This window comes from Streptomyces sp. STR69 (genome assembly GCF_024519455.1).
In the GTDB taxonomy this organism is placed as follows: Bacteria; Actinomycetota; Actinomycetes; order Streptomycetales; family Streptomycetaceae; genus Streptomyces.
Genome location: NZ_JALJRY010000040.1, coordinates 40,605 through 62,633, shown reverse-complemented (window position 1 = coordinate 62,633; position 22,029 = coordinate 40,605). Strand labels below are relative to the sequence as shown.

At 68.1% G+C, this 22,029-nt stretch carries 20 protein-coding genes; 16 read left to right on the top strand and 4 right to left on the bottom strand.

Annotated elements, in window-relative coordinates:
• Positions 1–7 precede the first annotated feature (7 nt).
• The 3 genes from OC490_RS44395 to OC490_RS44385 all read left to right on the top strand — a co-directional run bounded on the left by OC490_RS44395 (position 8) and on the right by OC490_RS44385 (position 4,552).
• A complete protein-coding gene (locus OC490_RS44395; protein WP_262063752.1) occupies positions 8–2,407 on the top strand; it encodes a bifunctional polysaccharide deacetylase/glycosyltransferase family 2 protein in 2,400 nt (799 codons plus the stop codon).
• Positions 2,407–3,774 (top strand): acyltransferase family protein, encoded by a 1,368-nt coding sequence (locus OC490_RS44390; RefSeq protein WP_262063751.1) that lies wholly within the window; start codon positions 2,407–2,409, stop codon positions 3,772–3,774. The genes OC490_RS44395 and OC490_RS44390 overlap by 1 nt, the downstream gene beginning before the upstream one ends.
• Positions 3,775–3,847: 73 nt before the next feature.
• Positions 3,848–4,552 carry a demethylmenaquinone methyltransferase gene (locus OC490_RS44385; protein ID WP_262063750.1) on the top strand — a complete coding sequence of 235 codons (705 nt, stop codon included), beginning with the start codon at positions 3,848–3,850 and terminating at the stop codon, positions 4,550–4,552.
• 47 nt (positions 4,553–4,599) lie between these two features.
• On the opposite strand, the gene OC490_RS44380 is transcribed toward OC490_RS44385, so the two are convergent.
• Both OC490_RS44380 and OC490_RS44375 read right to left on the bottom strand, forming a co-directional pair.
• Complete coding sequence (locus OC490_RS44380; protein WP_200711435.1) at positions 4,600–4,914, bottom strand: PASTA domain-containing protein; 315 nt, start codon at positions 4,912–4,914, stop codon at positions 4,600–4,602.
• A gap of 120 nt (positions 4,915–5,034) precedes the next feature.
• Entirely contained in the window at positions 5,035–5,541 is a 507-nt protein-coding gene (locus tag OC490_RS44375) for a GNAT family N-acetyltransferase (RefSeq protein WP_262063749.1), read from the bottom strand.
• Positions 5,542–5,638: 97 nt separating this feature from the next.
• On the opposite strand from OC490_RS44375, the gene OC490_RS44370 reads away from it, so the two are divergent.
• A complete protein-coding gene (locus OC490_RS44370; protein WP_262063748.1) occupies positions 5,639–6,922 on the top strand; it encodes a geranylgeranyl reductase family protein in 1,284 nt (427 codons plus the stop codon).
• A 30-nt stretch (positions 6,923–6,952) separates the two neighbouring features.
• On the opposite strand, the gene def is transcribed toward OC490_RS44370, so the two are convergent.
• Positions 6,953–7,579, bottom strand: a complete 627-nt coding sequence (def, locus tag OC490_RS44365) for a peptide deformylase (RefSeq protein WP_262063747.1) — start codon at positions 7,577–7,579, stop codon at positions 6,953–6,955.
• Between the two features lie 194 nt (positions 7,580–7,773).
• Positions 7,774–8,577, bottom strand: a complete 804-nt coding sequence (locus OC490_RS44360) for a C40 family peptidase (RefSeq protein ID WP_262063746.1) — start codon at positions 8,575–8,577, stop codon at positions 7,774–7,776.
• 745 nt (positions 8,578–9,322) lie between these two features.
• On the opposite strand from OC490_RS44360, the gene OC490_RS44355 reads away from it, so the two are divergent.
• Genes OC490_RS44355 through nuoL form a run of 12 tightly spaced genes read left to right on the top strand, consistent with a single transcriptional unit; the run spans position 9,323 to position 22,027 of the window.
• Positions 9,323–9,682: an NADH-quinone oxidoreductase subunit A gene (locus OC490_RS44355; RefSeq protein ID WP_007383963.1), complete on the top strand. Its 360-nt coding sequence runs from the start codon at positions 9,323–9,325 to the stop codon at positions 9,680–9,682.
• Between the two features lie 14 nt (positions 9,683–9,696).
• Positions 9,697–10,251 (top strand): NuoB/complex I 20 kDa subunit family protein, encoded by a 555-nt coding sequence (locus tag OC490_RS44350; RefSeq protein ID WP_007383964.1) that lies wholly within the window; start codon positions 9,697–9,699, stop codon positions 10,249–10,251.
• Positions 10,248–10,988, top strand: coding sequence for an NADH-quinone oxidoreductase subunit C (locus OC490_RS44345; RefSeq protein WP_262063745.1), 741 nt, complete (start codon positions 10,248–10,250; stop codon positions 10,986–10,988). Before OC490_RS44350 ends, OC490_RS44345 begins: the two co-directional genes overlap by 4 nt.
• Entirely contained in the window at positions 10,985–12,322 is a 1,338-nt protein-coding gene (locus OC490_RS44340) for an NADH-quinone oxidoreductase subunit D (protein WP_262063744.1), read from the top strand. Before OC490_RS44345 ends, OC490_RS44340 begins: the two co-directional genes overlap by 4 nt.
• Positions 12,319–13,173, top strand: coding sequence for an NADH-quinone oxidoreductase subunit NuoE (nuoE, locus tag OC490_RS44335; protein ID WP_262063743.1), 855 nt, complete (start codon positions 12,319–12,321; stop codon positions 13,171–13,173). The genes OC490_RS44340 and nuoE overlap by 4 nt, the downstream gene beginning before the upstream one ends.
• The gene (nuoF, locus tag OC490_RS44330; RefSeq protein ID WP_043682568.1) at positions 13,173–14,519 is read left to right on the top strand and encodes an NADH-quinone oxidoreductase subunit NuoF; all 1,347 of its coding nucleotides are present in this window, start codon (positions 13,173–13,175) and stop codon (positions 14,517–14,519) included. The genes nuoE and nuoF overlap by 1 nt, the downstream gene beginning before the upstream one ends.
• Positions 14,516–17,020, top strand: coding sequence for an NADH-quinone oxidoreductase subunit G (locus tag OC490_RS44325; protein ID WP_262063742.1), 2,505 nt, complete (start codon positions 14,516–14,518; stop codon positions 17,018–17,020). The genes nuoF and OC490_RS44325 overlap by 4 nt, the downstream gene beginning before the upstream one ends.
• On the top strand, positions 17,017–18,384 hold the full coding sequence (nuoH, locus tag OC490_RS44320; RefSeq protein WP_262063741.1) for an NADH-quinone oxidoreductase subunit NuoH: 1,368 nt from the start codon (positions 17,017–17,019) through the stop codon (positions 18,382–18,384). Before OC490_RS44325 ends, nuoH begins: the two co-directional genes overlap by 4 nt.
• Positions 18,377–18,979, top strand: coding sequence for an NADH-quinone oxidoreductase subunit NuoI (gene nuoI, locus OC490_RS44315; RefSeq protein WP_262063740.1), 603 nt, complete (start codon positions 18,377–18,379; stop codon positions 18,977–18,979). Before nuoH ends, nuoI begins: the two co-directional genes overlap by 8 nt.
• The gene (locus OC490_RS44310; RefSeq protein ID WP_262063739.1) at positions 18,976–19,821 is read left to right on the top strand and encodes an NADH-quinone oxidoreductase subunit J; all 846 of its coding nucleotides are present in this window, start codon (positions 18,976–18,978) and stop codon (positions 19,819–19,821) included. Before nuoI ends, OC490_RS44310 begins: the two co-directional genes overlap by 4 nt.
• Positions 19,818–20,117 carry an NADH-quinone oxidoreductase subunit NuoK gene (gene nuoK, locus OC490_RS44305; protein ID WP_019074282.1) on the top strand — a complete coding sequence of 100 codons (300 nt, stop codon included), beginning with the start codon at positions 19,818–19,820 and terminating at the stop codon, positions 20,115–20,117. The genes OC490_RS44310 and nuoK overlap by 4 nt, the downstream gene beginning before the upstream one ends.
• A gap of 14 nt (positions 20,118–20,131) precedes the next feature.
• Complete coding sequence (nuoL, locus tag OC490_RS44300; RefSeq protein ID WP_262063738.1) at positions 20,132–22,027, top strand: NADH-quinone oxidoreductase subunit L; 1,896 nt, start codon at positions 20,132–20,134, stop codon at positions 22,025–22,027.
• Positions 22,028–22,029: the final 2 nt, after the last annotated feature.

Below are 22,029 nucleotides of genomic sequence, written 5' to 3'. Positions count from 1 at the left end.
CGCAGCCATGACTACGACGACTCCCTCGCGTGGGCGCCGACGCGCCCCCACTCGGATGGAGCGCGCGGCCGGCAAGGCCGCCGCTCTCCAACGGCCCCGAGTGATCCTCGCCCTGCTGCTTCTCCTCGGCCTCACCTGCGTGATGCTGCTCGACGGCTACCTGCGTGCGGAAGTCGGCGGCGACCAGCGCGTCCGGGACGGCGCGAGCGCCGGCAAGGTTCCCGACAAGGTGCTCAACGGCGGCCCGATCCTGACCTTCCGCAACGGCTCGCCGGTCACCCAGACCATCCCGAAGAAGACCATCGTCCTCACCTTCGACGACGGCCCGAACCCCACCTACACGCCCACGGTCCTGAAGATCCTCAAGAAGTACGACGTGCCGGGCACGTTCTTCCTGGTGGGCTCGATGGTCTCGCGCTATCCGAGCATCGTGAAGCAGATGGTCGCGCAGGGCAACGAGGTGGGCATCCACACCTTCACCCACGTCGACCTCTCCTACCAGAGCGACGCCCGCATCAAGCGGGAGATGGAACAGACGCAGCTCGCGCTCGCGGGCGCGGCCGGCATCACGACGACGCTGTTCCGCGCGCCGTACTCCTCGGAGACGGACGCCATCGACAACTACAGCTACCCCGTCTACAAGAAGCTCGGCGCCTCCGGCTACACCAGCGTCTTCGTCGACACCGACAGCGACGACTGGAAGCAGCCCGGCGTCGCGAAGATCATCAAGTGGGCGACGCCGTCCGGGACTTCGGGCTCCTCGGTGCTCTTCCACGACGCCGGTGGTGTGCGCTCGCAGACCATGAAGGCGCTGCCCACGTACATCGAGAAGATGAAGGCGAAGGGCTACACGTTCACCACGGTGAGCGGCGCCATCGCCAAGAACGCCTCCGCCGAGCGGGCGGCGAACGGCACGGGTGCGGGCGCGAGTACCGGTGCCGCCGCCGGGACGAGCACCGGCACGGTCGAGGCCGGCGGACAGCCCTCCGCGGCACCTTCGGGAGCGCCCGCCGGCACGACCCCGGGCGGCGGCCAGACGGTCGGCTCGGCTGTCGGCGGCACGGGCGGCACCCAGAACGGCACCCGCAGGACCTCGGTCCTCCAGGGCGCCCACCGCGAGGCCACCGGTATGACCCTCTACGAGGGCAAGGCGCTCATCTACGCCGTCACGGTCGCCGAGTGGGTGGTGCCGGGACTCGCGGCGGGCCTCACGGTCGTCGGCGTCGCCGTGATGAGCCGCTTCGGGATGATGCTGATCCTCGCCCGGCGCCATTACAGACAGCGCAACAAACGCCGGTTCAGCTGGGGACCGACCGTCACCGGACCGGTGACCGTCATCGTCCCGGCGTACAACGAGAAGGAGTGCATCGCCAACACCCTTGAGTCGCTGGCGAAGAGCACCCACCCGATCGAGGTCATCGTCGTCGACGACGGCTCCTCGGACGGCACCTCCGAGATCGCCCGCGAGGCGGCCCGCTCCTTCGGCATGACGAACGTCCGGGTCATCCGCCAGGAGAACGCCGGCAAGCCCGCCGCCCTCAACAACGGTGTGCGCAGCGCGAGTTACGACATCGTCGTGATGATGGACGGCGACACCGTCTTCGAACCCGACACCGTACGGCAGCTCGTGCAGCCCTTCGCCGACCCCGAGGTCGGCGCGGTCGCGGGCAACGCCAAGGTCGGCAACCGCAACACGATCATCGGCGCCTGGCAGCACATCGAGTACGTGATGGGCTTCAACCTCGACCGCCGCATGTACGACCTGCTGCGCTGCATGCCCACCATCCCGGGCGCGATCGGCGCGTTCCGCCGTGAGGCGGTGCTCCAGGTCGGCGGCATGAGCGAGGACACCCTCGCCGAGGACACGGACATCACCATCGCCATGCACCGTGAGGGCTGGCGGGTCGTCTACCAGGAGCACGCCAGGGCCTGGACCGAGGCCCCGGCCTCCCTCAAGCAGCTCTGGTCGCAGCGCTACCGCTGGTCCTACGGCACCATGCAGGCCCTGTGGAAGCACCGCAAGTCCCTTACGGACAAGGGTCCTTCGGGCCGCTTCGGCCGGGTCGGCATGCCCCTGGTGGTCATCTTCCAGATCATCACGCCGGTCTTCGCCCCGCTGATCGACGTCTTCACCGTCTACTCGATGATCTTCGTCGACTTCTGGGCGTCCCTCGCGATGTGGTTCGCGGTCCTCGGCATCCAACTCCTGTGCGCGGCCTACGCGTTCAGGCTGGACCGGGAGAAGTACCGCTACCTGCTGATGATGCCGCTGCAGCAACTGGCCTACCGCCAGATGATGTACCTCGTCCTCATCCACTCCTCCATCACCGCCCTGACCGGCGGCCGGCTGCGCTGGCAGAAACTCAAGCGCACCGGCGAGGTCGGCACACCGGCGGGGGCGAGCTGATGACCTGGGAACAGCAACAGGGCTACGGCGGGTACGGCCAGCCCCAGCAACCTCAGTACCCCCAACAGCCTTACGGTTATGACGGCTACGGCCAGCCCCAGCCGTACGGCCAGCCGCAGCAGCCGTACCCGTATCAACAGCAGCAACAGCCTCCGCAGTACGTCGACCACGGGCAGCCGGTGTACGCCACGGCGCCTCTTCCCGTCGTAGAACCGGAGTTGGAGCCGGTGCCCGAGTCGGTGGCCGAGCCGGAGCCGGAGCCCGAGTCGGTGGCCGAGCCGGAGCCGGTTGTCGAGGAGGCTCCCGAGTCGAAGCCCGCGGCCGAACCGGCGGGCCGGGACCGGTACTTCGACACCCTGCGGGCCGTCGCGCTGATCCGGGTGGTGACCTACCACACCTTCGGGTGGGCCTGGTGCGGGATGGTGTTCCCCTCGATGGGGATCATGTTCGGGCTGGCCGGGACGCTGATGGCGAAGTCGCTGGAGCGGCCCGCGTTCAAGGTGGTCAAGAGCCGGATGCGGAGGCTGCTGCCGCCCTTCTGGTTCTGGGGCTTCTTCGTGGTCGTGGCGATGATGATCCACGACTGGATGCCGGGCTGGCAGATCGTGTTCTGGGTGGTGCCGGTAGGGGATCCGCCGGGCAACGCCTGGGGGCTGCAGGCCTGGGAGATCCTCTGGTACCTGCGGACGTACCTCTGGTTCGTGCTGCTCTCGCCGGCGCTGCTGTGGATCTTCCGCAAGGCGCCGATCCCGGTGCTGCTGCTGACGCTGGTGCCGATCGTGGTCCTGAAGTTCGTGTGGTCGGGGCCGGACAACCGCTTCGGCAACGCCCTGTGGGACCTGTCGACGTACCTCTTCTGCTGGATCCTGGGCTTCGCCCACCGCGACGGGGTGCTGCAGAAGCTGAAGCCGTTCCTGGTGGTGACGCTGTCGGTCGCCGCGATCGTGTTCGGCGGCTGGTACGCCTTCACGCACCAGGCCGAGGCGGGCGGCACCTACGACCTGGACGAGAGCCCGCTCGCCCAGACCTACTGGTCGGCCGGTTACGTCATGCTGCTGATGTGGGCCAAGGCCTACTTCAACATCGACTTCGCCTGGCTGACCCGCTTCAAGAAGCTCGACCGGATCGTCACGATCTTCAACTCGCGGGCCGTGACCATCTACCTCTGGCACGAGATCGCCCTCGTGCTGGCGGTGCCGCTGACCGACCAGTTCTGGAAGGTGCCGGCCTTCGAGAAGTGGCTGCCGCTGGGGAGCCAGTGGTTCATGTTCGGCATCGGCTGGATTCTCATCGCGCTCTTCATCGTGCTGTGCGGCTGGGTGGAGGACGTGGCGGCGAAGAAGAAACCGAGACTCCTGCCGTCGTGAGATTCCTTTTCGACGCGTGCGCTACGGGCCGGGTGCCTTCGGGGTGCCCGGCCCGTACTGCCACAATGGGCATGTGACCCGCGCATCCCTGGACAAGCAGCCGCACGAAGTCGCCTCGATGTTCGACGACGTGGCGGAACGGTACGACCTCACCAACGACGTGCTCTCGCTCGGCCAGGACCGCCGATGGCGCAAGGAGGTCACCAAGGCGGTCGACGCCCGCCCCGCGCAGAAGATCCTGGACCTGGCCGCCGGTACGGCCACGTCCTCACTGCCCTTCGCCCAGAGCGGCGCCTACGTCGTCCCCTGCGACTTCTCCCTCGGCATGCTCCAGGTCGGCAAGAAGCGCCACCCCTGGCTGCCGCTCACGGCCGGCGACGCCACCAGGCTGCCGTTCAAGGACGACACGTTCGACGCCGTGACGATCTCCTTCGGGCTGCGCAATGTGCAGGACACGGACACCGCGCTGCGCGAGCTGCACCGGGTGACCAAGCCGGGCGGCCGGGTGGTGATCTGCGAGTTCTCACACCCGACCTGGGCGCCCTTCCGCACGGTCTACACCGAGTACCTGATGCGCGCGCTGCCGCCGGTCGCCCGCGCCGTCTCCTCGAACCCCGACGCCTACGTCTACCTCGCCGAGTCCATCCGCGCCTGGCCCGACCAGCCCGCGCTGGCCGAGCGCCTGCGCAAGGCCGGCTGGTCGAAGGTCGCCTACCGCAACCTGAGCGGCGGAATCGTCGCCCTGCACCGGGGTTTCAAGGACGCCCCGGGCTGCTGACGGCGCGGGCTCCGCCGACGGTGTGGGCTCCGCCGGCTGATCACCGGCTAGCTGATCACCGTCGCGAAGAACGTGTCGCCCGGCGGCTCGTCCAGCTCGCGCTGCATCCCGCCGCTCGGCGGCCTCGGTATCCGCGGCTCGCGCATACCGCCCCCGCCGTCCCCCTCACCGAAGTCGAACCACACGTAGACCATGGAGTCCCGCGGCACCTCGGCATCGGGCTGCGGGTACTGCCGTACGACGTAGTCGACGACGGCGAGATGGAAGTCGGGCCGGTCCGGCGCGTTGATGAACAGGCCGCGAGCCTGGGCTGTCTCGCGCGCGTCCACGGCCATCAGGCCGACGAGCCGCGGTACGCGCACTTCAGGTGTTTTGGGCGTTAAGCGCACAGATGTCACCCCCAGCGGTACCGGAAGGGTAACCCCGGTCCGGTCCCGACCGGAAGCATCAAGTGTCGTTCTGTAGCTGTTAGTTACTCTGAGTTACAGTATGAGCCGGTAGCAGTGCCCCTCCTCCTTGCGTGTGGGCGTGGTGAAGACCTCGGCGAGGTGCATGCCCAGCCGCTTGGTCACCGCGATGGACCGGGTGTTGCGGGCCAGGACCATCGCCACCACGCTCGGCACCCCGGCCGCCCGCACCCGCTCCAGGGTCGCCTCCGCCGCCGCGGTGGCATACCCCCGACCCCAGAACTCCCTTCCCAGCCGCCAGCCGATCTCGATCTCGCCCTTCGGTCCCCAGTCCTGCGGCCACGGCTGGGCGCCGGTGAAGCCGATGACGCGGTCCGAGTCGTCGAGCATCGTCCACAGACAGAAACCGCGCTCCGCGTCGTGCCGGCGCTGGCGGGCGGTCAGCTCCTCGTAGACGGACAGTTCCGCGGGCCTGCCGCCGTGGAACTCCATGACGTCCGGGTGGTCGAAGACCCGGTGCCAGGCCACGGCGTCCTCATCGGTCGGGACGCGCAGCCGTACTGCGGGGAGAGCTCGGTTCACGGGGCAGCCCTTCAGCCTGGTGATCAGTGGCGCTGAATAGACTGCCCATGTCCAGTGCCGGTCGGCACGCAGATTCCGAACTTGGGGAGATCCCGCCGTGACCGAGCCCCTCTCCGAAAACACCGCCGATGTGATCGTCGTCGGCGCGGGGCCAGCCGGCTCCGCCACCGCCTACCACCTCGCCAAGTCCGGACTCGACGTCCTCCTCCTGGAGAAGACCGAGTTCCCGCGCGAGAAGGTCTGCGGCGACGGCCTCACCCCGCGCGCCACCAAGCAGCTCGTGGCCATGGGAATCGACATCTCCGAGGAGGCCGGCTGGCTGCGCAACAAGGGCCTGCGCATCATCGGCGGAGGGGTGCGCCTCCAGCTGGACTGGCCGGAACTCGCCTCCTTCCCGGACTACGGCCTCGTCCGCAAGCGCGACGACTTCGACGAACAACTCGCCCGCAACGCCCAGAAGGCGGGCGCCCGCCTCTACGAGCGCTGCAACGTCGGCGCCCCGATCATCGACGAGCGCACCGGCCACATCACCGGCGTCAACGCCAAGCTCGGTGAGGAGAAACGCGAAGTCACCTTCCACGCGCCCCTGGTGGTCGCCGCCGACGGCAACTCCACCCGCCTCTCCCTCGCGATGGGCCTGCACCGCCGCGAGGACCGCCCCATGGGTGTCGCGGTCCGCACCTACTTCACCTCGCCCCGCCACAAGGACGACTACCTGGAGTCCTGGCTGGAACTGTGGGACCGCCGAGGCGCCGAGGACCGCCTTCTCCCCGGCTACGGCTGGATCTTCGGCATGGGCGACGGCACCTCCAACGTCGGCCTCGGCGTCCTCAACACCTCCGACTCCTTCAAGGAGTTGGACTGGCGCGAGGTGCTGAAGGCCTGGTGCGCGTCCATGCCCGAGGACTGGGGCTACACCCCCGAGAACATGACCGGCCCGATCCGGGGCGCCGCCCTTCCGATGGCCTTCAACCGCCAACCCCACTACACGAAGGGGTTGTTGTTGGTCGGCGACGCCGGCGGCCTGGTGAACCCCTTCAACGGCGAGGGCATCGCCTACGCCATGGAGTCCGGCCAGATCGCCGCCGACGTCATCGTCCAGGCCCACGCCCGCCCCACCACCGCGAGCCGCGAACTGGCCCTGCGCCGCTACCCGCAGGTCCTCAAGGACACCTACGGCGGCTACTACACGCTGGGCCGCGCCTTCGTGAAGCTCATCGGCAACCCGAAGGTCATGAAGATCGCGGCCCAGCGCGGCCTGACGCACCCCCTGCTGATGAAGTTCACCCTGAAGATGCTGGCCAACCTCACCGACCCCACGGGCGGCGACGCGATGGACCGCATCATCAACGGGCTGAGCAAGGTGGCGCCGAAGGCATAGCCGTGGAGCAGGCTTCGGGCTCGGGCGCGATCAGCCGCTGAGCGCGGCCGTCCTGGCGGCCCGGCGGGCGAACACCTCGTCCCGTCGGTCCGCCACCTGCCGCAGCGCCTCCTTGCGGTCCCGCTTGGAGAGCCGGTCCAGATAGACCTGACCGTTGACGTGGTCGGTCTCATGGGCGAGGCAGCGCGCGAAGTAGCCTGTGCCCGCGATCACAAGCGCGGTGCCGTCCTTGTCGAGCCCGCGCACCACGGCCCGGTCCGGACGCGGTACGTCCATCACCGCCCCCGGCACCGACAGGCACCCCTCGCCCTCGTCGAGCAGCCGGCGCCCGGCCGGGTCGAGCGGGTCGAGGACCGGATTGATGATGTGTCCGACATGCCGGACGCCGTCGTCGTCGAGGCAGTCGTACACGAACAGGCGCAGATCGACGCCCACTTGGTTGCCCGCGAGACCGGCTCCGTCGGCGATGTACATGGTGAGGAACATGTCGTCGATGAGCGCGGCGAGGTCGGGACCGAACTCGGTGACGTCCCGGCTCGGCCGGTGCAGAACCTCTTCGCCGACCTCGGTGACGCGGCGCACGCAGCCGCGCCCGGCCTCGGGTGCGGGGCGGGGGTAGGAGTCGACGGGGCTTCCCTGGACGAAGACACGTGGCATGAGTTGCTCTCCTCGGGTTTGGCGTCCGGCTGTGTGGTCAGCCGAACTTGAGAACCTTGAGAGAAGAGCTTTCCAGGGAGACCGCGAACTCCGGTAGTGGGGACGCCCGGAGAGCGCGCGGCAGGACCGGGGTACGCCGAGGGGACCGTCGCCCCCGAGGCAACGGTCCCATGCTCACGGCGTTGTGCGCGGGCTCAGAGCACCCGCACCGCGCCCGTCGGCGGGTCGTAGGACAGCGGCCTCTCCACGATGCCGGTGGAGGGGTTCTGCGCGCCGACGAACATGCCGTCGCCCACATACACGGCGACGTGGTACGCGCTGCCCGCGCTGCCCCAGTACAGGATGTCGCCGACCTGAAGGTTGCTCAGGGACACCTGAGTACCGGCGGTCGACTGGTCCTGGGAGACACGCGGCAGGCTGATGCCGACCTGCTTGAAGGCGGCACCGACGAGCCCCGAGCAGTCGTAGGCGCTGGGGCCGGTGGCGCCCAGGACGTAGGACTTGCCGATCTGCGCCTTCACGAAGGCCACGACGGCCGCGGCCGAACCCGTGGCCGTGGAAGAGCTCGTGGAGGTGCTGCTGCCCGTGGAAGCGGCCAGGGTGGTCCGCTCGGTGCTCCGAGACGTGGCGCGCTCCGCAGCGGCCTTACGGGCGTCCTCCTGGGCCTTCTTCTTCGCCTCCGCCTTCTTCTGGGCGTCCGCGAGGTCCGCCTTGGCCTGCTTCGCGGCGTTTGCGGCTGCCGTGTCGCGCTCGGCCTGCAGCTGGTAGTTCGCCGCGGCCTGCTGGGTGGCCTCGGCGGACTGTGCGACCTGGGTGGACAGATCGGCCGTCAGGGTGGGCAGTTGCAGGGTCTGCGTCGTCTCGGCCGCGTTGGCCGAGGCCGCGCCCGCCGCCGCCATGCTGAGAACGCCACCGGCAACTCCGGCACGCACGGCGATGTTCGACGTCGCGCTGCGGCGGGGTTTCCGGTGGCTGCGTATGTGAGCGGTGTGGGACATGAGACCAACCGGTATCAGGGACTCCTCCATACCTTCAAGAAACGTGTGCTGCGCCACAATTGTTCAACGGACACCTCGAACTTCGGGTGTGTCGTTCTTTATTGACGCCGTAACGGACATTGCGGACCTGCCCGATCAGGCCGGTGATCACGGTCTTTCGTCGTTACGTCCGAATTGCCTGACGACTACCACTGGTTGGGACAGGTGGCCAAGCCCGGTTCTCATGCGCCTCTCATGAGTGTGGTGCAGGTCACGGAACGGTTACCGGAATGCTTGCGTCTCGCGTGGGTACCGCCGACGGGTGACTTCGTGAACGCGTGCACGCGTCCACACCGTGCCGACCGACTCCTTCTGACGTGTGAACGGGCTCCCACTATCAAGCGGTCGCGTCCAACTCCAATTTGCATGCAAGAGAAGTCTCTTGATATTGAGACGCCGCCCGCTGCCTGCGGTGACGAGCGCGAATGTCACGTCTGGTGATCGTTCGGGCGCTTCACGTGTGAAGATCGCCGCTCACTCGACGTGATGATCCTTCGTCGGGTGGTGGAGATCACAAAGCTTGTGTAATACCCCGTGTCGCAGATCACAGAGCGACGGGCATAAGATGCGGAGCGGTTGGGCTTGTGACCTGCTTCACATGTTCGCGATCTTCGCCGGGACGGGCGGGAGTTGCCGAGTGTGTGAGGTGGGTGTGAGTCCGACGCCATCGCCAGCAGTCAGTGCCGACTGAGAGGAGCGAGGAGCGGTGAACGCGTATGCGCCCATCCTCGTACTGGGAGCCCTCGGGGCAGGCTTTGCGATCTTCTCCGTGGTCATGGCCACGCTGATCGGTCCGAAGCGTTACAACCGGGCCAAGCTCGAAGCGTACGAGTGCGGCATCGAGCCGACCCCCACGCCGGCCGGCGGCGGGCGCTTCCCCATCAAGTACTACCTGACGGCGATGCTCTTCATCGTCTTCGACATCGAGATCGTCTTCCTCTACCCCTGGGCCGTCACCTTCGACGCCCTGGGTGTTTTCGGGCTCGTGGAGATGCTGCTCTTCGTGCTCACCGTCTTCGTCGCGTACGCGTACGTATGGCGGCGCGGCGGCCTGGAATGGGACTGAGGGGCCTTTAACTCATGGGACTCGAAGAAAAGCTGCCGAGCGGCTTCCTGCTGACCACCGTCGAGCAGGCCGCGGGGTGGGTGCGCAAGGCGTCCGTCTTCCCGGCCACGTTCGGACTCGCCTGCTGCGCCATCGAGATGATGACGACCGGCGCCGGACGGTACGACCTGGCGCGCTTCGGCATGGAGGTCTTCCGCGGTTCTCCGCGCCAGGCGGACCTGATGATCGTCGCGGGCCGGGTCAGCCAGAAGATGGCGCCGGTGCTGCGGCAGGTCTATGACCAGATGCCGAACCCCAAGTGGGTGATCTCCATGGGGGTTTGCGCCTCGTCGGGCGGCATGTTCAACAACTACGCGATCGTGCAGGGCGTCGACCACATCGTCCCGGTCGACATCTATCTCCCGGGCTGCCCGCCACGGCCCGAGATGCTGATGGACGCGATCCTCAAGCTCCACCAGAAGATCCAGTCCTCCAAGCTCGGCGTGAACGCCGAGGAGGCGGCCCGCGAGGCGGAGGAAGCGGCGCTCAAGGCACTGCCCACCATCGAGATGAAGGGCCTGCTGCGGTGAGCGACGCGAACGGCACCAACGGAGCCGCCCCGGAGCAGGATCCGGGCGCCTCCAACCTCCCCGGCCAGCGCGGCGAGGGCGAGGAGATCCGCGTCCAGCGCGGCATGTTCGGCGCCAACAGCGGCGGTGACACGTCCGGTTACGGCGGCCTGGTCCGCTCGGTCCGCCTCCCCGGAGCGTCCAGCCGGCCCTACGGCGGCTGGTTCGACGAGGTCGCCGACGAGTTGGAGGGCGCCCTGGAGGAACAGGGACTGCTGCCCGGAAACGCGATCGACAGGACGATCGTCGACCGCGGCGAACTCACCTTCCACATCGAACGCGAGCACCTGCTCCGCGTCGCCCAGACCCTGCGCGACGACCCGGCCCTGCGCTTCGAGCTCTGCACGGGCGTGAGCGCGGTCCACTATCTCCATGACAAGGGCCGCGAACTGCACGCCGTCTACCACCTGCGCTCGATCACCCACAACCGGCTGATCCGCCTCGAAGTCAGCGCCCCGGACAGCGATCCGCACATCCCGTCGCTGGTCTCGGTCTATCCGACCAACGACTGGCACGAGCGCGAGACCTACGACTTCTTCGGCATCGTCTTCGACGGCCACCCGGCGCTGACGCGGATCATGATGCCGGACGACTGGCCGGGCCACCCGCAGCGCAAGGACTACCCCCTCGGCGGCATCCCCGTCGAGTACAAGGGCGCCCAGATCCCGGCTCCGGACCAGCGGAGGTCGTACTCGTGAGCACGCAGTCAGCATCCGCTTCGGCCGCTTCGGCGCGCGAGACCACCGAGGGGACCGTATATACGGTCACCGGTGGCGACTGGGACGAGGTCGTCCAGTCCGCGGCCCGGGCCGACGACGAGCGCATCGTCGTCAACATGGGGCCCCAGCACCCCTCCACGCACGGTGTGCTCCGTCTGATCCTGGAGATCGACGGCGAGACGGTCACCGAGGCCCGCTGCGGCATCGGCTACCTCCACACCGGTATCGAGAAGAACCTCGAATACCGCACGTGGACGCAGGGCACCACGTTCGTGACGCGCATGGACTATCTGACGTCCTTCTTCAACGAGACCGCCTACTGTCTCGCCGTCGAGAAACTCCTCGGCGTCGAGGACCAGATCACCGAGCGGACGAAGATCATCCGGGTGCTCCTGATGGAGCTGAACCGGATGTCCTCCCACCTGGTGTGCATCGCCACCGGCGGTATGGAACTCGGCGCCACCACGATCATGATCTACGGATTCCGTGATCGTGAAATGATTCTCGACATCTACGAGCTCATCACGGGCCTGCGGATGAACCACGCGTACATCCGCCCCGGCGGACTCGCCCAGGACCTGCCGCCCGGAGCGGTGGACCAGATCCGCGAGTTCGTGAAGAAGATGAAGAAGAACCTCCCGGAGTACGACAAGCTCGCCACCGGGAACCCCATCTTCAAGGCCCGTATGCAGGACGTCGGTTACCTCGACCTGGCCGGCTGTATGGCCCTCGGTGCCACGGGCCCGATCCTGCGCTCCACCGGTCTGCCGCACGACCTGCGCAAGGCGCAGCCGTACTGCGACTACGAGACGTACGACTTCGACGTCCCGACCGCAGACACCTGCGACTCCTACGGCCGCTTCCTCATCCGCCTGGAGGAGATGCGCCAGTCGCTGAGGATCGTCGAGCAGTGCCTGGACCGGCTGCAGCCCGGACCGGTCATGGTCGCCGACAAGAAGATCGCCTGGCCCGCCCAACTCGCGCTCGGGCCGGACGGGTTGGGCAACTCGCTCGACCACATCAAGAAGATCATGGGCACCTCCATGGAGGCCCTGATCCACCACTTCAAGCTGGTGACCGAGGGCTTCCGCGTCCCGCCGGGACAGGCGTACGCGGCGGTCGAGTCGCCCAAGGGCGAACTCGGGGTGCACGCCGTGTCCGACGGAGGCACCCGCCCCTACCGGGTCCACTTCAGGGACCCGTCCTTCACCAACCTTCAGGCCATGGCGGCGATGTGCGAGGGCGGCCAGGTCGCCGATGTCATCGTCGCCGTCGCGTCCATCGACCCCGTGATGGGAGGCGTCGACCGGTGACCACCAGTTCTTCGGAGCAGGGCGTCAGTCTGGGCATGCCCCAACTGCCCGCGCCCGCCTACCCGGACGACGTCCGGGCCCGGCTGGAGGCCGACGGGCGGGAGATCATCGCCCGCTACCCGGACTCCCGCTCGGCCCTCCTGCCGTTGCTGCATCTCGTGCAGGCGGAGGAAGGTCATGTCACGCGCACAGGGCAGCAGTTCTGCGCGACGCTGCTGGACCTGACGACGGCCGAGGTCGCAGCCGTGGCGACCTTCTACTCCATGTACCGGCGCCGCCCGAGCGGCGACTACCAGGTCGGGGTCTGCACCAACACCCTGTGTGCGGTGATGGGCGGCGACGCGATCTTCGAGTCCCTCCAGGAGCACCTGGGCGTCGGCAACGGTGAGACCACCGGCGACGGCAAGGTCACCCTGGAGCACATCGAGTGCAACGCGGCCTGCGACTTCGCGCCGGTGGTGATGGTCAACTGGGAGTTCTTCGACAACCAGACCCCGGCCAGCGCCCGGCGCCTCGTCGACGACCTGCGCACGGGCGCACCCGTGGAGCCCACGCGCGGGGCGCCGATGTGCACCTTCAAGGAGACCGCGCGGATCCTCGCCGGCTTCCCCGACGAGCGGCCCGGGGCCGTCGAGGCAAGCGGCGGTGCGGGACCCGCGTCGCTGGTGGGCCTCCGCCTGGCCAGGGGAGAGACCGCACCCGCGCGCGTGGTCCATCCGCGGGGCTCCTCCGCAGTGCCGCAGGACCAGTCGCCGACGACCGAGCACCTCAGTTCGCACGATGCGCCGCAGGACACGTCGGCCTCCGACCCCGCCCACCCGGCGGGGCCTGTCGCCGAGGAGGGGGAGTGATGACCTTGGCACCCGAACTGAAAGACCACAGCCCCGAGAAGCTGCTCGCACCCGTGCTGTCGGCCTTCTGGGACGAGGACGAGTCCTGGACTCTGGACACGTACCGAAGGCACGAGGGATACGAGGGGCTCCGCAAGGCGCTCGCCATGTCGCCGGACGACCTCATCGCGTATGTGAAGGACTCCGGTCTGCGCGGTCGCGGTGGCGCCGGCTTCCCCACCGGAATGAAATGGCAATTCATTCCCCAAGGGGATGGAAAACCACACTATCTAGTTGTCAACGCCGACGAGTCGGAGCCCGGAACCTGTAAGGACATCCCGCTCCTCTTCGCGAACCCGCACAGCCTCATCGAGGGCATTGTTATCGCGTGTTATGCCATCAGGTCTTCGCATGCCTTCATCTATCTGCGTGGTGAAGTCGTCCCCGTATTGCGGCGGTTGCACGAGGCCGTGCGTGAGGCCTACGCGGCGGGCTACCTCGGCGAGAACGTCCTGGGCAGCGGGCTCGACCTGCAGCTCACCGTGCACGCGGGCGCCGGCGCGTACATCTGCGGTGAGGAGACCGCACTGCTCGACTCGCTCGAAGGCCGCCGTGGTCAACCGCGGCTCCGTCCCCCTTTCCCTGCCGTCGCGGGCCTCTATGCGTGCCCGACTGTGGTGAATAACGTCGAGTCGATCGCGTCAGTTCCCGCCATTCTGCAAAAAGGCAAGGAATGGTTCAGGTCGATGGGCAGCGAGAAGTCTCCGGGCTTCACGCTCTACTCGCTCAGCGGCCATGTCACCAGTCCCGGTCAGTACGAGGCGCCGCTCGGCATCACACTCCGCCAACTGCTCGACATGAGCGGCGGGATGCGCGCCGGACACCGCCTCAAGTTCTGGACGCCGGGCGGTTCTTCCACGCCGATGTTCACCGACGAGCACCTCGACGTCCCTCTTGATTACGAAGGAGTGGGTGCCGCGGGTTCCATGCTCGGCACAAAAGCTCTGCAGTGTTTCGACGAGACGACCTGCGTCGTGCGTGCCGTCACCCGCTGGACCGAGTTCTACGCCCACGAGTCCTGCGGCAAGTGCACACCGTGCCGTGAAGGGACGTACTGGCTCGTGCAGTTGCTGCGTGACATCGAGGCCGGCAAGGGCGCGATGTCCGATCTCGACAAGCTGAACGACATCGCCGACAACATCAACGGCAAGTCCTTCTGCGCCCTCGGCGACGGCGCCGCCTCGCCGATCTTCTCCTCGCTCAAGTACTTCCGCGAGGAGTACGAGCAGCACATCACGGGCCGGGGCTGCCCCTTCGACCCGGCCAAGTCCACGGCCTGGGCCGACCGCACGGAGGTGAACGCATGACGGTGACCACGAGCGCTCCCTCCGGTGGAGGGGAGGCGGCGGTCCCGCCGGAAGATCTCGTCTCGCTGACCATCGACGGCGCCGAGATCAGTGTGCCCAAGGGCACTCTGGTCATCCGCGCCGCCGAGCAACTCGGCATCGAGATCCCCCGGTTCTGCGACCACCCTCTCCTCGACCCGGTCGGCGCCTGCCGTCAGTGCATCGTCGAGGTCGAGGGACAGCGCAAACCGATGGCGTCCTGCACGATCACGTGCACGGACGGCATGGTCGTCAAGACCCAACTCAGCTCGCCCGTGGCCGAGAAGGCCCAGCACGGTGTGATGGAACTGCTCCTCATCAACCACCCGCTGGACTGCCCGGTCTGCGACAAGGGCGGCGAGTGCCCCCTGCAGAACCAGGCCATGTCCCACGGCAATGCCGAGTCCCGCTTCGACGGCAGGAAGCGGACCTACGAGAAGCCGCTCCCGATCTCCACCCAGGTACTGCTCGACCGCGAACGCTGCGTGCTGTGCGCCCGTTGCACCCGCTTCTCCAACCAGATCGCGGGCGACCCGATGATTGAGCTGCTGGAGCGCGGCGCGCTGCAGCAGGTCGGCACCGGTGAGGGCGACCCCTTCGAGTCGTACTTCTCCGGGAACACCATCCAGATCTGCCCGGTGGGCGCGCTGACCTCGGCGGCGTACCGATTCCGCTCCCGCCCCTTCGACCTGGTCTCCACGCCCTCCGTGTGCGAGCACTGCTCCGGGGGCTGCGCGACCCGCACCGACCATCGGCGCGGCAAGGTCATGCGGCGCCTGGCGGCCGTGGACCCCGAGGTCAACGAGGAGTGGATCTGCGACAAGGGGCGCTTCGGCTTCCGGTACGCGCAGCAGCGCGACCGGCTGGAGACGCCGCTTATCCGCAACCCCGAGGGCGAACTCGTCCCGGCCTCCTGGCCGGAGGCGCTGCAGATCGCCGCGCAGGGCCTGCTCGCCTCGCGGGGCCGCACCGGTGTCCTGACCGGTGGCCGGCTCACCATCGAGGACGCCTACGCGTACAGCAAGTTCGCGCGCGTGGCGCTCGACACGAACGACATCGACTTCCGCGCGCGCGTGCACAGCAGCGAGGAGGCCGACTTCCTGGCCGCCCGGGTCGCCGGACGCGGCCGGGACCTCGACGGTACGGGCGTCACGTACACCTCCCTGGAGAAGGCGCCCGCCGTTCTGCTGGTCGGGTTCGAGTCCGAGGAGGAGGCGCCCGGCGTCTTCCTGAGGCTGCGCAAGGCCTCGCGCACGCACGGGCAGCGGGTGTTCTCGCTGGCCACGTTCGCCACGCGCGGGCTGGAGAAGGCGGGCGGCATCCTGCTGCCCGCCGCTCCCGGCACCGAGACCGAGTGGCTGGACGCGCTTGCGAGCGGGGTCGGCCTGGAGGATGACGGAGCCCGCGCCTCCGAGGCGCTGCGCACCGAGGGTGCGGTCATCGTCGTGGGCGAGCGGCTGGCCGCCGTCGCCGGGGGCCTCACCGCCGCCGTACGGGCCGCTTCCGCGACCGGCGCCCGGCTGGTGTGGATTCCGCGCCGGGCCGGGGAGCGCGGCTCCATCGAGGCGGGGGCGCTACCGTCACTGCTGCCGGGCGGGCGTCCGGCGACCGATCCGCGCGCGCGTGAGGAGGTCGCCGCCGCCTGGGGTGTCGCCGAACTCCCGCACCGCTACGGCCGCGACGCCGGTCAGATCGTCGAGGCCGCCGCCGGTGGTGAACTGCGGGCGCTGCTCGTCGCGGGTGTGGAGCCGGGCGACCTGCCCGATCCGGCACGCACGCGTGCGGCACTCGACGAGGTCGGCTTCCTGGTGTCGCTCGAACTGCGGCCCAGCGAGATCACCGAACACGCCGACGTCGTCCTTCCGGTTGCCGCGGTCGCCGAGAAGGCGGGCGCCTTCCTCAACTGGGAGGGCAGGGTCCGCTTCTTCGACGCCGCGCTCAAGCCCGAACAGATGACCCGCACCCTCGCCCCCACCGACGCGCGCGTCCTGCACATGCTGGCCGACGCCATGGACGTACACCTGGGACTGCCCGATCTGCGCACCGCGCGTGCGGAGTTGGACCGGCTCGGTGCCTGGGACGGACCGCGCGCCACCGAACCGCTGGAGACCGCGGGTGTGCTGCCCCGGCCCGCCGCCGGGGAGGCCGTGCTCGCCGGGCACCGGCTGCTGCTCGACCAGGGCGCGCTCCAGGAGGGCGACGACGCGCTCGCCGGCACTCGGCACGCCGCCCACGCGCGCGTGTCGGCCGCCACGGCCGCCGAGGCGGGCGTCAAGGACGGCGACGCGCTCGCCGTGACCGGCGCCTCCGGAACCGTCGAACTCCCGCTGCTGATCACCGAGATGCCCGACCGCGTGGTCTGGCTCCCGCTGAACTCCGCCGGCGGGGGCGTCGCCTCCGACACCGGGGCGCTGCCCGGCGCACTCGTCCGCATCGGCCCGGCCACGCTCGCGGGCGAGGCCCCCAAGGAGGTGGAGGCATGAGCAATCTGTACCTCGCCGCGGAAGACCTCTCGATGTTCGGCCGCGACCCCTGGTGGCTGGTCGTCGTCAAGGCGGTGTTCTGCTTCGCCTTCCTGATGATCACCGTGCTGTTCTCGATCGTCTGGGAACGCAAGGTCGTCGCCTGGATGCAGCTGCGCATCGGCCCCAACCGGCACGGCCCCTGGGGCATGCTCCAGTCGCTCGCCGACGGCGTGAAGCTGATGCTCAAGGAAGACCTGATCGTCAAGCGCGCGGACAAGGTGATCTACATCCTCGCGCCGATCATCGCGGCCATCCCGGCCTTCATGGCGATCGCGGTGATCCCCTTCGGGCCCGCCGACAACGAGGTGTCGATCTTCGGCCACCGCACCACGATGCAGCTCACCGACCTGCCGATCGCGATGCTCTACATCCTCGCGGTCGCCTCGGTCGGCATCTACGGCATCGTTCTCGCGGGCTGGAGCTCCGGCTCCACCTACCCGCTCCTCGGCGGCCTGCGCTCCTGCGCCCAGATGATCTCCTACGAGATCGCCATGGGTGCCGCGTTCGCCTCGGTGTTCCTCTACTCCGGGTCGATGTCGACCTCGACGATCGTTGAACAACAGCACGACCGCTGGTACATCATCCTGCTGCCGGTCTCCTTCATCATCTACGTCATCACGATGGTCGGCGAGACCAACCGAGCCCCCTTCGACATGCCGGAGTCCGAGGGCGACCTGGTCGGCGGCTTCAACACCGAGTACTCGTCCATCAAGTTCGCGCTCTTCATGCTCGCCGAGTACGTGAACATGGTGACGGTCTCCGCGGTGTCGACCACGCTCTTCCTGGGCGGCTGGCGGGCCCCGTGGCCGATCAGCTCCTTCTGGGAGGGCGCGAACCACGGCTGGTGGCCGATGCTCTGGTTCGTCATCAAGGTCCAGCTGCTGCTGTTCTTCTTCATCTGGCTCCGCGGCACCCTCCCGCGCGTGCGCTACGACCAGTTGATGAAGCTCGGCTGGAAGGTCCTGATCCCGGTCTCCGTGGTCTGGCTGATGCTCGTCGCGACCGTGCGGACCCTCAGGAACCAGAACTACGACTTCGCCGACATCGCCCTCTACATCGGCGGCGGTGTACTCGCCCTGCTGTTGCTGTCCTTCATCGCGGACATGTTCCGCCAGAAGGCCAAGGACGACGCGCGACTGGCCGAGGAACCCGCCGGGTTCGACGCGATGGCGGGCGGATTCCCCGTACCGCCGCTGCCGGGACAGGAGTTGCCACCGGTGCCTCGGCGCCCCTCGCGACGCGAGCGGGAGCTGATTGTCAGTGGTGGCTCGGATACTGGCAGTGACGGATCTCTGGATGGAAAGGAGGCGTCCGATGGCTGAGGAGCCCAAGGAGACCACACCCGGTTTCCAGAACCCCGTGGCCGGCTTCGGCGTGACCTTCAAGGCCATGTTCAAGAAGCGGCTGACCGAGCAGTACCCGGAGCAGCAGAAGACCACAGCCCCCCGGTTCCACGGACGGCACCAGCTCAACCGCCATCCGGACGGCCTGGAGAAGTGCGTCGGCTGCGAGCTGTGCGCCTGGGCCTGCCCCGCCGACGCCATCTATGTGGAGGGCGCCGACAACACCGACGAGGAGCGCTACTCGCCGGGCGAGCGGTACGGCCGCGTCTACCAGATCAACTACGCCCGCTGCATCCTGTGCGGCCTGTGCATCGAGGCGTGCCCCACGCGCGCGTTGACGATGACCAACGAGTTCGAACTGGCCGACAGCAGCCGCGCCAACCTCATCTACACCAAGGAACAGCTGCTGGCCGGCCTCGACGACACCATGGTCGACAGCCCGCACGCCATCTACCCGGGGATGGACGAACAGGACTACTACCGGGGCCTGGTGACGGAGGCCGCACCCGGCACGGTGCCCCAAGTAGCCGTCTCCAAGGGCGAGAAGCCCAAGGAAGAGGGGGTGGGAGCATGAGTCCGCAGCTCGCCGCCGCCTACTCCACCTCCACCGGCGAGGCCTTCCAGTTCTGGGTCCTCGGCACGGTCGCGGTGATCGGCGCCCTGTCCACCATCCTCATGAAGAGGGCCGTGCACAGCGCCCTCTCCCTCGCCGGGACCATGATCATCCTGGCGGTGTTCTACCTCGCCAACGGCGCCTACTTCCTGGGCGTCGTGCAGATCGTCGTCTACACCGGCGCGATCATGATGCTGTTCCTCTTCGTGGTGATGCTGGTCGGCGTCACGGCCGCCGACTCCCTGACGGAGACCATCAAGGGCCAGCGCTGGCTGGCCCTTCTCTGTGGGCTCGGCTTCGGCATCCTGCTCTTCGCGGGTATCGGCAACGCCTCGCTCAACCAGTTCGACGGCCTGAGCACGGCCAACGCGAACGGCAACGTGCAGGGCCTGGCCGCCCTCATCTTCACCAAGTACGTCTTCGCCTTCGAAATCACCGGCGCCCTGCTGATCACGGCCGCCGTCGGCGCCATGGTTCTCACGCACCGCGAGCGCACCGAGCGGCCCAAGACCCAGCGCGAGCTGTCCGAACAGCGCGTCCGCGAGGGCAAGCACGTCCCGCCGCTCCCGGCCCCCGGCGTCTACGCCCGGCACAACGCGGTGGACGTCCAGGGCCTGCTGCCCGACGGCACCCCGTCCGAGCTCACGGTCAGCAAGACGCTCCGTGACCGCGGCCAGATCCGTGACGTGTCCAGCGAGGCGCTGAACGACCTGCGGGCCCTGGAACAGCGCGCCGAGGAGCGCCTTGAGCGCACCGAGATCGCGCCGGCGAACCTCAAGCGGACCGAGGAGGCGTCGAAGTGAACCCCGTCAACTACCTCTATCTCTCCGCCCTGTTGTTCACGATCGGCGCCACCGGCGTACTGATCAGGCGGAACGCGATCGTCGTCTTCATGTGCGTCGAGCTGATGCTCAACGCCTGCAATCTCGCGTTCGTCACCTTCTCCCGGATGCACGGCAATCTCGACGGTCAGGTCATCGCCTTCTTCACGATGGTCGTCGCCGCCGCGGAGGTCGTGGTCGGGCTCGCGATCATCGTGTCGCTGTTCCGTTCCCGCCACTCGGCCTCGGTCGACGACGCCAGCCTGATGAAGCTCTGAGGGGTCGCTGAATCGTGGAGAACCTGATTGCGCTGCTGGTAGCGGCGCCTCTGCTCGGAGCGGTCGTACTGTTGTGCGGCGGCCGGCGGCTCGACGCCGTCGGCCACTGGATCGGCACGCTCCTGTCGTCCGCCTCCTTCGTGATCGGTGTCGTCCTCTTCACCGACCTGCTGGGGAAGAACGCCGAGCACCGGACGCTCATGCAGCACCTGTGGACCTGGGTCCCCGTCGAGGGCTTCCAGGCGGACGTCACCTTCCGCCTCGACCAGCTGTCGATGACCTTCGTCCTGCTGATCACCGGTGTCGGCTCGCTCATCCATCTGTACTCGGTCGGGTACATGGAGCACGACGAGCGCCGCCGCCGCTTCTTCGGCTATCTGAACCTGTTCCTCGCGGCGATGCTGATCCTCGTCCTCGCCGACAACTACCTGCTTCTGTACGTCGGTTGGGAAGGCGTCGGTCTCGCCTCCTACCTGCTGATCGGCTTCTGGCAGCACAAGCCCAGCGCGGCGACCGCCGCGAAGAAGGCCTTCCTGGTCAACCGGGTCGGCGACATGGGCCTGTCGATCGCCATCATGCTGATGTTCACGACGTTCGGGACCTTCGCCTTCGGGCCGGTCCTCAGTCACGTCGGTGACGCCTCCGAGGGCAAGCTCACCGGCATCGCCCTGATGCTGCTCCTCGCCGCCTGCGGCAAGTCCGCCCAGGTGCCGCTGCAGTCCTGGCTCGGCGACGCGATGGAGGGCCCGACCCCGGTCTCCGCCCTCATCCACGCGGCGACCATGGTGACCGCCGGCGTGTACCTGATCGTCCGCTCCGGAGCGATCTTCAACGCGGCGCCCGACGCCCAACTCGTCGTCACCGTCGTCGGCGCCGTCACGCTCCTCTTCGGTGCGATCGTCGGTTGCGCGAAGGACGACATCAAGAAGGCCCTCGCTGGCTCGACCATGTCGCAGATCGGCTACATGGTGCTCGCCGCCGGACTCGGCCCCATCGGCTACGTCTTCGCGATCATGCACCTGGTGACGCACGGCTTCTTCAAGGCCGGGCTCTTCCTCGGCGCCGGTTCGGTCATGCACGGCATGAACGACGAGGTCGACATGAGGAAGTACGGCGGCCTCAGGAAGTACATGCCGGTCACCTTCATCACCTTCGGCCTCGGCTACCTCGCCATCATCGGCTTCCCGGGCCTGTCCGGCTTCTTCTCCAAGGACAAGATCATCGAGGCGGCCTTCGCGAAGGGCGGCGCCGAGGGCTGGATCCTCGGCGGTGCGGCCCTGCTGGGCGCGGCCATCACGGCGTTCTACATGACGCGCGTGATGCTGATGACCTTCTTCGGAGAGAAGCGCTGGCAGCCCGACGAGAACGGCAACGAGCCGCACCCGCACGAGTCCCCGAGGACGATGACGATCCCGATGATCGTGCTGGCCTTCGGATCGGTCTTCGCCGGCGGCATCTTCGGCATCGGCGACCGCTTCCTGCACTGGCTGGAGCCCATCACCGGCCACGAGGAGGGCAACTCCCCGGTCAGCGCCCTGACGGTCACCCTGGCCACCATGGTCGTACTCGTCATCGGCGTCGGGATCGCCTGGGCGCAGTACGGGCGCCGTCCGGTCCCGGCCGTCGCCCCGCGCGGCTCGCTGCTCACCCGGGCCGCCCGCCGCGACCTCCTCCAGGATGACTTCAACCACGTCGTCCTGGTGCGCGGCGGCGAGCACCTCACCCGCTCCCTGGTCTACGTCGACCACACCCTGGTCGACGGCGTCGTCAACGGCACGGCGGCCTCGATGGGCGGCCTCTCCGGAAGGCTGCGCAAGCTGCAGAACGGCTACGCGCGGTCGTACGCGGTCTCGATGTTCGGCGGTGCGGCCATCCTCGTCGCCGCGACCCTGCTGATGAGGGCGGTCTGATA

Excerpts from the sequence above, each read along its gene's own strand:
- OC490_RS44395 (WP_262063752.1), top strand. The coding sequence starts at position 8 with ATGACTACGACGACTCCCTCGCGTGGGCGCCGACGCGCCCCCACTCGG.
- OC490_RS44390 (WP_262063751.1), top strand. The coding sequence starts at position 2,407 with ATGACCTGGGAACAGCAACAGGGCTACGGCGGGTACGGCCAGCCCCAG.
- def (WP_262063747.1), bottom strand. The coding sequence starts at position 7,579 with ATGCCACGTGTCTTCGTCCAGGGAAGCCCCGTCGACTCCTACCCCCGC.
- OC490_RS44360 (WP_262063746.1), bottom strand. The coding sequence starts at position 8,577 with ATGTCCCACACCGCTCACATACGCAGCCACCGGAAACCCCGCCGCAGC.
- OC490_RS44350 (WP_007383964.1), top strand. The coding sequence starts at position 9,697 with ATGGGACTCGAAGAAAAGCTGCCGAGCGGCTTCCTGCTGACCACCGTC.
- nuoF (WP_043682568.1), top strand. The coding sequence starts at position 13,173 with ATGACCTTGGCACCCGAACTGAAAGACCACAGCCCCGAGAAGCTGCTC.
- OC490_RS44325 (WP_262063742.1), top strand. The coding sequence starts at position 14,516 with ATGACGGTGACCACGAGCGCTCCCTCCGGTGGAGGGGAGGCGGCGGTC.
- nuoH (WP_262063741.1), top strand. The coding sequence starts at position 17,017 with ATGAGCAATCTGTACCTCGCCGCGGAAGACCTCTCGATGTTCGGCCGC.
- nuoI (WP_262063740.1), top strand. The coding sequence starts at position 18,377 with ATGGCTGAGGAGCCCAAGGAGACCACACCCGGTTTCCAGAACCCCGTG.
- OC490_RS44310 (WP_262063739.1), top strand. The coding sequence starts at position 18,976 with ATGAGTCCGCAGCTCGCCGCCGCCTACTCCACCTCCACCGGCGAGGCC.